Annotated in this window: 10 protein-coding genes; 3 read left to right on the top strand and 7 right to left on the bottom strand. The window is 73.1% G+C overall.

Annotated elements, in window-relative coordinates:
• Positions 1-269: 269 nt before the first annotated feature.
• The 3 genes from ACFUMH_RS16800 to ACFUMH_RS16790 all read left to right on the top strand — a co-directional run bounded on the left by ACFUMH_RS16800 (position 270) and on the right by ACFUMH_RS16790 (position 2,891).
• Complete coding sequence (locus ACFUMH_RS16800) at positions 270-779, top strand: NADPH-dependent FMN reductase (RefSeq protein WP_378208254.1); 510 nt, start codon at positions 270-272, stop codon at positions 777-779.
• Positions 776-1,318 carry a flavin reductase family protein gene (locus ACFUMH_RS16795; protein WP_378208251.1) on the top strand — a complete coding sequence of 181 codons (543 nt, stop codon included), beginning with the start codon at positions 776-778 and terminating at the stop codon, positions 1,316-1,318. The genes ACFUMH_RS16800 and ACFUMH_RS16795 overlap by 4 nt, the downstream gene beginning before the upstream one ends.
• Before the next feature lie 268 nt (positions 1,319-1,586).
• Positions 1,587-2,891, top strand: coding sequence for an MFS transporter (locus ACFUMH_RS16790; protein WP_378208248.1), 1,305 nt, complete (start codon positions 1,587-1,589; stop codon positions 2,889-2,891).
• A 22-nt stretch (positions 2,892-2,913) separates the two neighbouring features.
• On the opposite strand, the gene ACFUMH_RS16785 is transcribed toward ACFUMH_RS16790, so the two are convergent.
• The 7 genes from ACFUMH_RS16785 to ACFUMH_RS16755 all read right to left on the bottom strand — a co-directional run bounded on the left by ACFUMH_RS16785 (position 2,914) and on the right by ACFUMH_RS16755 (position 10,559).
• Complete coding sequence (locus ACFUMH_RS16785) at positions 2,914-3,705, bottom strand: UTRA domain-containing protein (protein WP_378208245.1); 792 nt, start codon at positions 3,703-3,705, stop codon at positions 2,914-2,916.
• Positions 3,706-3,817: 112 nt separating this feature from the next.
• The gene (locus ACFUMH_RS16780; RefSeq protein ID WP_378208242.1) at positions 3,818-5,152 is read right to left on the bottom strand and encodes an NtaA/DmoA family FMN-dependent monooxygenase; all 1,335 of its coding nucleotides are present in this window, start codon (positions 5,150-5,152) and stop codon (positions 3,818-3,820) included.
• 87 nt (positions 5,153-5,239) lie between these two features.
• Positions 5,240-6,784, bottom strand: a complete 1,545-nt coding sequence (locus tag ACFUMH_RS16775) for an ABC transporter substrate-binding protein (RefSeq protein ID WP_378208239.1) — start codon at positions 6,782-6,784, stop codon at positions 5,240-5,242.
• A gap of 73 nt (positions 6,785-6,857) precedes the next feature.
• Positions 6,858-7,700: an ATP-binding cassette domain-containing protein gene (locus ACFUMH_RS16770; RefSeq protein WP_378208236.1), complete on the bottom strand. Its 843-nt coding sequence runs from the start codon at positions 7,698-7,700 to the stop codon at positions 6,858-6,860.
• The gene (locus ACFUMH_RS16765) at positions 7,700-8,731 is read right to left on the bottom strand and encodes an ABC transporter ATP-binding protein (protein WP_378208233.1); all 1,032 of its coding nucleotides are present in this window, start codon (positions 8,729-8,731) and stop codon (positions 7,700-7,702) included. Before ACFUMH_RS16765 ends, ACFUMH_RS16770 begins: the two co-directional genes overlap by 1 nt.
• Positions 8,728-9,642 (bottom strand): ABC transporter permease, encoded by a 915-nt coding sequence (locus ACFUMH_RS16760; RefSeq protein WP_378208230.1) that lies wholly within the window; start codon positions 9,640-9,642, stop codon positions 8,728-8,730. The genes ACFUMH_RS16765 and ACFUMH_RS16760 overlap by 4 nt, the downstream gene beginning before the upstream one ends.
• The gene (locus ACFUMH_RS16755; RefSeq protein WP_378208227.1) at positions 9,639-10,559 is read right to left on the bottom strand and encodes an ABC transporter permease; all 921 of its coding nucleotides are present in this window, start codon (positions 10,557-10,559) and stop codon (positions 9,639-9,641) included. Before ACFUMH_RS16755 ends, ACFUMH_RS16760 begins: the two co-directional genes overlap by 4 nt.
• Between the last annotated feature and the right edge of the window lie 233 nt (positions 10,560-10,792).

The following is a 10,792-nucleotide window of genomic DNA, read 5'->3' as shown; positions in this document are numbered from 1 at the left end:
GCCCCTGGGGTGCGGCGGGCCGCGCCGCGTCCGGGCGACGGCCGGCACGCGGCCGCGGTCGGCGCCGGCGAACAGCGGTCGGGCACCGCTCCGGCCGGCTCGGGCGTGACCGGGCGACCCGGCGCGCTCGTCGCCACGCACGTCCGTCGCCCCAGGTCAGGCCGCGTCCCGCGGACTCGCCGCGGCGGCGCAACCCGGAGGTGACGACGGCGACGCGGGGGTGAAATCGTCGCCTGGTCCAGTACCGGCATGACCAGAGAACTCTCCGCATGACGACCACGGTCGTCGTCGGGAACCCCAGGGCCGCGTCGCGCACGCTCGACGCGGCGGTCCTCCTCGCGACCGCGCTCACCGGGAACGCGCCGCCCCCGGACGACGTCCTCGACGTGATCACGATCGGTCCCCAGCTCCTCACCTGGGGCGACCCGGGTGTGGCCGCGTGGGTCCGCCGCGTCTCCGCCTCCGACGTCGTCGTCGTCGCCTCGCCCACCTACAAGGGCACCTACTGCGGCGTCCTCAAGCTCTTCCTGGACCACGTCGCGGGCGGGACCGGTCTGCGGGACGTCGTGGCCGTCCCGCTCATGCTCGGCGCCGGACCGGCGCACGCGCTGGCGCCCGAGCTCACGCTCCGGCCCGTGCTGACCGAGCTCGGCGCCACGACCGCCCTGCCCGGGCTCCACCTCCTCGACTCGACCTACCGCGAGAGCACCGACCTCACCGACTACGCCGCACGATGGTCGCCCACGGTGACCGCCCTCACCGCCGGAGCCGCCCGATGAGCACCTTGCCCATCCTCGAGACCCTCGACCCGACGTCGATCGACGCCCGCGCGCTGCGCCGCGTGTTCGCGTGCTTCCCGTCGGGCGTCACCGCGATCTGCGGCGTCGTCGACGGCGTACCGGTGGGCATGGCCGCCAGCTCCTTCACGTCCGTGTCGATCGACCCGCCGCTGGTCTCCGTGTGCGTCGACAACGGCTCGACGACGTGGCCGGTGCTGCGCGGGGCCGGCGCGATCGGCGTCTCGGTCCTGGGCGAGGGCCAGGACGCCGTCTGCCGCCAGCTCGCCTCGCGCGGCGGCGACCGGTTCGCCGGTCTGGAGACGCACCGCACCGCCGAGGGCGCCGTCCTCCTCGGCGGGTCCGCCGCGTGGCTCCACTGCACGGTCGAGGACGAGCTCCCGGCGGGTGACCACCACATCGTGCTGCTGCGCGTGCAGGCGTACATGGCCGAGCCGGGCCTCGGGCCGCTCGTGTTCCACGGGTCGACGTTCCGGGTGCTGCAGGCCCGCATCGAGGCCGAGCAGGGGCGGTGCGCCTGACCCGCTGACGCCGCCGGCGTGGCGGCACCCGACAGCCCAGGGGCCCGGCACGACGTGCCGGGCCCCTGGGCCTCGTCGTACCCCCGTCCACGCGGTCGAGGCGACGCCGGTCCGACGGCCGCGACGTGGACGCCGGCCACACCGGCACGGGTGGCGCAGGCACAGGTGTTCCCGCGCTGCGTGGGCAGAACGTCCACGCCGCCCCGGCGTAGCGGCCGGGTGACGTCGGCGAAACGGTGTCGAATCCCCCGCTCCCTAGGGTGCCGGGGTGTCTTCACTCGCCGACGTCCGCGCGCGGCTGGGGGCCCTCACCGGGGCGCTCGTCGTGCTCACCCCGCTCTCCCAGCTCGGGTTCATCCCGGTCTCCGCCGTCATCGGCGCGGACCTCGGGGTCGACGCCGCCTCGATGGGCACAGCCATCGGCCTCTACGCGGTGTCCGCCGCAGTCGGCGCGGTCGTGCTCGGCCCGCTGTTCGACCTCGTCCCCGCGCGCCGCGTGCTGCCGTGGGCCGTGGCGGCCAACTTCGCCGTCTCGGTGGGGTTCATCTGGGCCTCCGGCCTGGGCATGCTGGTGCTCGGCCGCGTCCTCGCCGGCTTCGCCAACAGCGCCCTGCTGCTGAGCGCGTCCGTGATGATCGCCGACGCCTTCCGCGACCGACCTGGCGAGCGCGACCGTGCCTACTCCGGTCTGCAGACCTACGTCTCGACGGGCGCCGTCTCGGGGCTCGCGCTCGGCGGCCTGTGCGCCGGGCTGGGGACGCCGTGGCTGTACTTCGCGGTCGTCGCCCTCTACGCCGCGGTCGTCCTGTGCCTCTCGCCGCTGATCGTCCGCCGCATGCGCGCATCGGAGCGGCCGGCAGCCACCGCCCGCGCGGCGGCGCGGCACGACGACACCGACGGTGCCGCCGCCGCGCTCGGCATGCGGGCGCGCACCGCCGCCCTCGGGCGTGACGTCGCCGTGCTCGTCCGCGCACCGCAGACCGTCCTGCTCCTGCTCTCGACGGCCTGCGTGAGCTGGGTCCTGCAGGGCGGTCACTACAGCCTCAGCATGCTGCTCAACGAGGAGGAGCCGGGCGTCGCCATCCGCACCGTCCTCACCGTCATGATCCCGATCGGCGTCCTGCTGGGCGCGCTCGTCAACCAGTGGTCGCTGACGCGCCTGTCCCCCGCTCGCGTCTACGGGCGCGCGTACGTCCTGCTCCCGCTCGTGTGCGGCGCCCTCGGGGCGGCGCTGCTCTCCGAGCACATGGCGGTCTGGGCCGTCGCCCTGGTGGCGGTCGGGACCGCCTGCGGCATGCTCAGCCCGCTGCAGCCGACGCTCATCGTCGGCTGGTACCCCGAGGTGCGCGGCAGCGGGTCGGCAGCCGTCAACGTCGCCGCGTCCGCCGGTGCGGCGCTCGGGCCCGTCGCGGTCGGCGCGCTCGCCGCCGCCTGGGCGCCGCCCGGTGCCGCCGCCGTCTCGGGCGCGGTCGCGGTCGTCGGCGCGGTGCTCGCCGTGTCCCTCTCGCGGGCGTCGCGCCGCAGCACGGCACCGACGGCCGCCGCCGCCCCGGTCGCGGTGGCGGCGGACTGACCCTGGCGGACGCCGTGCGTCGTCAGATCATCCGCTCCGGCTGCACCGAGAGCTGCATGACCTCCCCGCGCTGCCGCACGAAGTAGAGCAGCACGAGCGACCCGTCGGGCGCGTACACCGCCGTCTGGATGTACAGCAGCGGCGCCCCGACGGCGACCTCCAGGTGCACCGCCGTCGACTCGTCGGCGGGCACCGCGTTGATCACCCGGTCCGCGCGCACCGGCGCGTGGCCGAACCGGTGCTCGAGGATGCCGAGCAGGTCCTCGGCGGCGTCGTCGGCGCCGAGGGTGTCCTGCGGCCGCAGCGGCACGAAGAAGGTGCGCAGCACGCCGGGGACGTCCGCGTAGGTCTGCCGCTTCTCGAAGATCGCGAGGCGGTTCGCCTCGGGCGAGAACGCGTCCCGCATCGACTCGGGCACGCCGTAGTGCACGTGCCAACCGCCCAGCGTGGTCAGGGCGCCGAACTGCGGGTAGCTCGTCGAGTCGCGGAGCCGGTCCGACCGCCACCGCTTCGGCTCCGCGCGCGCGTAGGTGCCCATGCCGGCCACCCGTTGGATCGAGTGCTCCGTGGCCAGCAGCCTCAGGGCGGCGCGCGCGGCGTTCCGCGAGCTGTGGAACCGGCGTGCCAGGTCCTCCTCGGCCGGCACGCGGCGGTTCTCGTCGAGGTTCGGGACGACGAAGAACTGCAGGAGGTCGCGCAGGCGCCGCGCCTCGTCGCGCAGCAGCCCGTCACCGAGGTCCAGCATCTTGGTCGTCGAGAACGTGCGGCGCCGCAGCTCGGCACGTCGCAGCGGGTCCGGTACGTGATTCACCATGGTCGACCCTCGTCACATGAGGCGCTCGGCACCGGGGGCTGGTGCCGAGCGCCACTGTCCTCCGCCGCTGTTACCGCGACGTTTCGCCGGGTGGCGCGTGCGCGCCCCGGCGTCAGAACGCCAGCAGGTTCCCCCGCAGGGTGGTCTCCGTGTACTCCTCGCGCACGAGCCCGCGGCGCTGGAGCACGGGCACGAGCCCGTCGACGACCTCGACGACGTTGCGACGCGTGTGCCGGCCCGCCTTGTCGGAGAAGAGGAAGCCGTCCCCGCCGATCTCGGCGACCGTCTCCTCCATCTTGTCCGCGATCTGCTCGAACGAGCCGCACCACTGCGTCGCACGGGCGAGGAAGCTGTCGACGCCGACCTGACGCAGCGTCCGCCCCTCGGCCATCTCCACGAACCGCGCGAGACCCGACCGCTGCCCGTCGGTGTGCAGCCCCTCGAGGTGCCGGGCGGTGAGCGGCTCGTCCATCGGGAGCCCCGACAGGTCGATGTCGATGCGGTTCGCGTGGTCGAGGATCTCGATCATCGCGTGCCTGTCCGCCTCCGCACGCATGTACCTGAGGCGGTCCTGGGCCTCCTCCTCGGTGGGCGCGATGACCGGCGAGATCGAGAACAGCACCTTGGTCGCGTCGGGGTCCCGGCCCTGCTCGACCACGTGGCCGAGCACGGTGTCGCGGTACGCCTTCATGTCCTGGGCCGTGCGTCCGCCGGCGACGACGACGTCGGCGTGGGTCGCGGCGAGCAGCTTGCCCGCGGGCGACGCACCCGCCTGCGCGATCACGGGGCGGCCCTGCGGGCTCGGCCCCGACACCAGCGCGGAGCCCGAGTGCTGGATCCACTCCCCCGAGAACTCGACGTCATGGATCTTCTTGTGGTCGGCGAAGACGCCGTTGACGTGGTCGTCGAGGATCGCGTCGGCGTCCCACGAGTCCCACAGCCGCTTGCACAGCTCCACGTACTCCATCGCGTGCGCGTACCGGTCGTCCGGCCGGCCGAGCCCGTCGCGGCCGAAGTTGCGCGCCGCGATGGTCGACGACCCCGTCACGACGTTCCACGCGGCACGCCCGCCGGAGAGCGAGTCCAGGCTGCCGACCAGGCGGGCGAGGAGGTACGGCGCGTAGGCGTACGTCGGCAGGGTCGCGACCAGGCCGATGCGCTCCGTGCGCGCGGCGACGTGCGTGGCCAGGACGAGCGTGTCGAGCCGCGGCAGGGCGACGCCGTGGTGCGCGAACGCCTCGGTGCTCCCGTTCCAGTAGTTCGGCACGTGGTAGGCGTCCTCGAACAGCAGGAAGTCGAACCTGCCGCGCTCGAGCGTCCGGGCGACGTCGACGTGGAAGCTCCCCGTGCGCCAGTCCTTGCCCGTCGTGCCGTGCCAGGGCGTCGCCCAGCCCTGCGCGTGCGAGCCGTTCATGAAGTAGCCGAGGTGGAACGGTGCGGTGCTCATGCGGGACCTCTCTCGTGGGGGCGCGGCCGGGCGGTGCGCCGCGCAGGACGCGCCGCCCGGGCCGCCGGTGCTCGGGACGGACGGTGCTCAGCCGGCCCGGGTGACGTCCGTGAGGAGGTACAGGCCGTCGGCCCGGGGCGCCCACTCGATGCCGGTCGTGACCGCGTAGGCGGTGTCCTGCGTGTAGAGCGGCACCTTGTAGACCATGTCGGCGTTCAGCTCGGCGATCTCCCGGAACACCTCGAGGCGCTCCTCGCCGTCCACCCCGCGCTGCTTGACGACGAGGTCGATCGCCGCCGGGTCCTGGAAGTAGTCGACGAGGCCACCACCGACGAGGCCCGTGATCGAGTTGTCCGCGTCCATGGTCGACGGCGCCCACTGGGACAGGAACAGACCGTCGGCGTTGCCCTGACCGGTCGCCGCGCTGTAGCTCGTCGGGTCCAGGCCCTCGAGCTGCACGTTGAGGCCGACGTCCTGGAGCTGCTGGCCGATCACCTGGGCGACCTCGTTGCTGAGGGAGATCCACCCCGACGTCGCGTACTGGAACGGCACCGGCTCGCCGTCGTACCCCGCCTGCTGCAGGAGCGCCTTCGCAGCCGCCGGGTCGTAGCCCGGGCCCTCGTACCCCTCGACGAAGCCCTGCACGCTCGGCGCGGTCAGCTGGTCGTTGACGGTGGCGCCACCGCCGAGGACGCCCTCGACGAGCGCCTCCTGGTCGATCGCCCGCCAGATCGCCTGGCGGACCAGCTTGTCCGCCAGGATGCCCTTCGGCGCGACACCCACGTACACCACGCCGGCGGACGGGGTCGTGACGACCTCCGCGCTCGTCGACCCGTCGAGCGAGGCGGCCTGGTTGGGCGGGATCTGCGTGAGGCCGAGCGTGCCGGACGCGACGCCGTTGACCCGCGCGTCCTCGTCGGCGACGACCTGGAACGTGATCTGGTCGAGCTCCGGCTCGGGGCCGTGGTAGTCGCTGAACTTCTCGACGACGTACTCGACACCGCTCGTGTACCGCACGAACCGGTAGGGGCCCGAGCCGACCGGCGCTGCCGCGAAACCCTCGGAGCCGAGCTCGGAGTAGACGCCCTCCGGGACGATCGGGATCGTCGTCGTGAGGTTCTGCCAGGCGGACATCGGGGCGCTGAGCGTCATGCGCAGCGTCTCGTCGTCGACGACCTCGACCTTCTCCAGCGACCGGATGAAGCCGAGGTTCCGCGACTCCGGCGACGCCAGGACGGTCTCGTAGCTGTACGCGACGTCCTCGATCGTCACCGGGTCGCCGTTGTGGAAGGTCGTGTCGGTGCGGATCGTGAACGTCCACTCCGTGAAGTCGTCGTTCGAGGTGATGTCCGTGGCGAGCGAGCCGTAGGGCGTGCCGTCGGCGTCGAGCCGCGTCAGGTAGTCGAACAGGTGGTAGTAGATCGAGTAGCCGGTGAGGCTCGAGTCCATGATCGGGTCGTGGAGGTCGGCCTCGCCGGTGGCCCCGACCGTCAGGGTCAGGGCGCCGGAGCTGCTGCTCGGGCCGCCGGGGCCGGCGGCCCCGGGGCTCGCGCAGCCGGCGAGGGCGAGGGCCGAGGCGGAGATCAGGGCGATGAGGGCAGGCGATCGCCGACCCTTCGACGGGTGTGCCACAGGAGCCTCTTTCGGGTTCGGGGTTCGGGTCCGGGTGCGGGCGGCGGAGGGAGCCGCCCGACGGGAGGGGACGTCAGGCGGGCAGGAGCCGACGCCGTGCGGGGGCGCCGGGGCGCGCCCAGGGGTCCGCGTTCGGCACCGAGCCGAGCAGCTCCTTCGTGTAGGGGTGCCGCGGGTCGCCGAAGATCTCGTCGCACGTGCCGTGCTCGACGATCTCGCCGCGGCGCATGACGGCCAGGTGGTCGGAGATGTACCGCACGACCGAGAGGTCGTGGGCGATGAACAGGTACGAGAGCCCGCGCTCGCGCTGCAGGTCCTTGAGGAGGTTGACCACCTGCGCCTGGACGGAGACGTCGAGGGCGGACACCGGCTCGTCGAGGACGAGGATCTCGGGGCGCATGACGAGGGCGCGGGCGATGCCGATCCGTTGCCGCTGCCCTCCGGAGAAGGCCGACGGCCGCCGGTCGAGCGCGTCGTCCTCCATGCCGACGTCGTGCAGGACCTCGACGACGCGCTCGGGGTCGCGGCGGCCGGCGAGGCGCAGCGGCTCGGCGAGGATGTCGCGCACCGTCCAGCGGGGATCGAGCGACGAGTACGGGTCCTGGAACACGAGCTGGATGCGCTGCATCGTCCGGCGACGGTCGGCGGCGGACGCGTCGGTGAGCCGGCACCCCAGCACGTCGATGGTCCCCGCCGTCGGCCGGTTGAGGCCGAACACGGTGCGCACGAGCGTCGTCTTGCCCGAGCCCGACTCCCCGACGAGCCCGAGCGTCTGCCCGGGACGCAGCCGCAGCGCGACGCCGTCGACGGCCTTCGTCACGTGGCGGCGCCGCAGGAGACCACCGCCACGGGTGAACTCCACACGCAGGTCGTCCACGGCCAGCACGCTGCCGTCCTCGTTCAGGTCGGTGGTCATCAGTGCGCCACCGCCTCGGTGAAGGTGCGCGCCTCGGCCAGGTGGTGGCAGGCCGCGGCGCCTCCGTGCGGGGCCGGTCGCAGCTCGGGCACGAGGACCGTGCAGGCCGTGCTGCGGGCCGGCAGCTCGCAGCGTGCCGCGAACGCGCAGCCCGGCGGCCTCCTCGTGGGTGTCGGCGGCGAACCGGGGATCGAGTAGGCGCGGCCCTCGGCGTGCGTGGTCGTGAGGAGGCTGCCCAGGAGCCCTGCGGTGTACGGGTGCGCCGGTGCGTCGAAGACGTCCCAGACGCTCGCCTCCTCGACGACACGTCCGGCGTACATGATGCAGATGCGGTCGGCGACCTCCGCGACGAGCCCCAGGTCGTGCGTGATGAGGACGAGCGCCGCCCCGCTCTCCGCCCGCACGCGGGTGAGCAGGTCCATGACCTGCGCCTGGACGGTCACGTCGAGGGCCGTCGTCGGCTCGTCGGCGACGAGGACACGCGGCCGGTTCGCGATGGCCCCCGCGATGGCGGCCCGCTGCCGCATGCCGCCCGACCACTGGTGCGGGTAGGCGCGCGCCATCTCCGCCGGGTTCGGGATGCGGACGTCCTCGAGCAGCTCCAGGACGCGTCGCCGCACGTCCCGGGCGGACATCGTCCGGTTGTGCGCGCGGATCGCCCGCTCGAGCTGCCGGCCCACGCGCTTGACCGGGTTGAGCGCCGTCAGCGGGTCCTGGAAGACCACGCCGAGCTCGGCGCCACGCAGCCGGCGCATCTCCCGCTCGCTCAGCCCGAGCAAGGGGTTCCCGCGGTACTCGATCGAGCCGCCGAGCACCTCGAGCCCCGGCGGGAGCAGCCCGAGCACCGCGGACATCGTCACGCTCTTGCCCGAGCCGGACTCCCCGACGACGCAGAGCACCTCGTTCTCGTGGACCGTGAGGCTCACCTGGTCGACGAGCGTCACGAGCTCGCCGTCCTCGGTGCGGTAGCCGACCGACAGGTCCTTCACCTCGAGCAGGACCTCGGGCCTGCGCGTGATCGTCGTGCTCATCGGGCACCACGCTCCTTCCGACGGCGTCGAGCGGGTCGGGGCGCGTTCTCGGACGTGAACCGCTGGCTGACCAGATTCACGCCGACGACGACGAGGACGATCGTCGCGCCCGGGACGAGGGAGAGGAACGGGGCCTGGCGGAAGAACTTCTGCCCCTCGCTGATCATCGAGCCCCAGCTGGGCGTCGGTGCCTGGACGCCGAGGCCCAGGTAGTCGAAGGACGACGTCGCGAGGATCACCGCGCCGAGCTCCGCCGTCGCGATGACGAGCATCTGCACCGCGACGTTCGGCACGACGTGCTTGCGCACCGCCCACCAGCCGCTCGCGCCCTGGATGCGCGGGGAGATGACGAAGTCGCGCTCCCGCAGCGAGAGGGTGAGCGCACGGGCGACGCGGGCGTAGTTGACCCACAGCGTCAGGACCAGCACCAGCACCATGAGGCCGACGTTCGCGCCGACCGCCGCGGCGAGCGCGATCACCACCATGATCACCGGGATCGCGAGCTGGATGTCTGCGATACCCATGATCAGGGTGTCGACCTTGCCGCCGACGTACCCGGACACCGTGCCGAGGACCAGGCCGATGAACGCCGTCGCCACGACGACGAGGACCGCGATGCCGAGGGTGACCCGGCTCGCGAGCGCCAGCCGGGAGGCGAGGTCGCGGCCGAGGACGTCGGTGCCGAGCCAGTGCCCCGCCTCCGCGCCGGGCGGGATGTTCGCGCGGAGGACGTCCTGCGTCATCGGGTCGTACGCCGGGACCAGGGGGTACAGGAGGGCGAACGCGGTCACGGTCAGGACCATCGCCAGCCCGAGCAGCTGAAGCGGTGGGACGCGGACGGCGGTCCGGCGGCGCCGCGGTACGGGCGGGCGGGTCGCCACCGCGACGGCCCGGTCGACGTGCACCGTCACGACAGCCTCACTCTCGGGTCGATCAGCATGTAGACCAGGTCGACGACGAGGTTCGTCACGACGAAGAGGGCGGCGACGACGAGGATGCTGGCCTGCACGACCGGGAAGTCGCGCCCGTAGACGGCGTTCATGGTCAGCTGGCCGAGGCCGGGCCAGGCGAAGACGTTCTCGACGATGAGCATCCCGCCGAGGACCGCGCCGACGTTGATGCCGGCAACCGTCAGCACGGGCAGCAACGCGTTCGGCAGGACCTCGGCGACGGTGACCCGCAGCCGCGAGTCCCCGCGGGCGAGCGCGGTCTTCACGTAGTCCATGCCGAGCTGCTCGTTCATCGCGTTGTCGAGGAGCCGGGTGTAGAGGATGTAGACGCCCGTGCCCACGGTGACCGCGGGGAGCACGATCGCCGCGGGCTGCTGGTTGCCGAGGGACGGCAGCCAGCCGAGGCCGATGGAGAACACCAGGACGAGCAGGAGGCCGAAGAAGAAGTCCGGGACCGCCGCCCGCAAGGAGCCGAGCGCCACCGAGACCGCACGGAGCGTGCGGCTGCCGGTGACCTGGATCGCGAGCGTCGCGAGGACGGCGAGGACGATGCCGAGCCCGAGACCGACGGCGCCGAGCGTCAGCGACGCCGGCAGCCGCTCGAGGGCGAGCTGCATGGAGGACGTCCCGGTCTGCCGGTAGGACTCCCCGAAGTCGCCCACGGCGACCCCGCCGAGGTAGCCGAGGAACTGCTCCCAGATCGGGCGGTCGAACCCCCGGGCGGCGTCGAACGCGTCGATCTGCTCGGGCGTCGCGTTGTCGCCCAGCAGGATCACCCCCGGGCTGCCCGACAGCCGGCCGAGCACGAACGTCACCGTGACGACGACGAGAAGCGTCACGGCGGCCTGGGCGATGCGCCGCAGCAGATAGTGGGTCACTCTTCCTCCTCTCGGGTCGCGGAGCGGAACGGAACGGTGCCCAACCTGGCAGGGGCCCTTTGCTGCGGCGTTTCCCGGCGGTGTCCCGGGCGCTACGCCACCTCACGGCACACGTCGTGCACGTGACGGCGGCACGATCCGGCGGATTGCGCCGGGGTGCGGACCTCCGGACGGGCGCCCACGACGTCGAACCCGCGATCGTGCAGGGACCGGACATCAGGTCCCTGCACGAT

This window comes from Cellulomonas sp. NPDC057328 (genome assembly GCF_042667215.1).
Lineage (GTDB): Bacteria > Actinomycetota > Actinomycetes > Actinomycetales > Cellulomonadaceae > Cellulomonas.
The sequence above is the reverse complement of the archived record's forward strand: the minus strand, read 5'-3'. Positions and strand labels throughout refer to the sequence as shown.

Excerpts from the sequence above, each read along its gene's own strand:
- ACFUMH_RS16800 (WP_378208254.1), top strand. The coding sequence starts at position 270 with ATGACGACCACGGTCGTCGTCGGGAACCCCAGGGCCGCGTCGCGCACG.
- ACFUMH_RS16795 (WP_378208251.1), top strand. The coding sequence starts at position 776 with ATGAGCACCTTGCCCATCCTCGAGACCCTCGACCCGACGTCGATCGAC.
- ACFUMH_RS16785 (WP_378208245.1), bottom strand. The coding sequence starts at position 3,705 with ATGGTGAATCACGTACCGGACCCGCTGCGACGTGCCGAGCTGCGGCGC.
- ACFUMH_RS16780 (WP_378208242.1), bottom strand. The coding sequence starts at position 5,152 with ATGAGCACCGCACCGTTCCACCTCGGCTACTTCATGAACGGCTCGCAC.
- ACFUMH_RS16770 (WP_378208236.1), bottom strand. The coding sequence starts at position 7,700 with ATGACCACCGACCTGAACGAGGACGGCAGCGTGCTGGCCGTGGACGAC.
- ACFUMH_RS16765 (WP_378208233.1), bottom strand. The coding sequence starts at position 8,731 with ATGAGCACGACGATCACGCGCAGGCCCGAGGTCCTGCTCGAGGTGAAG.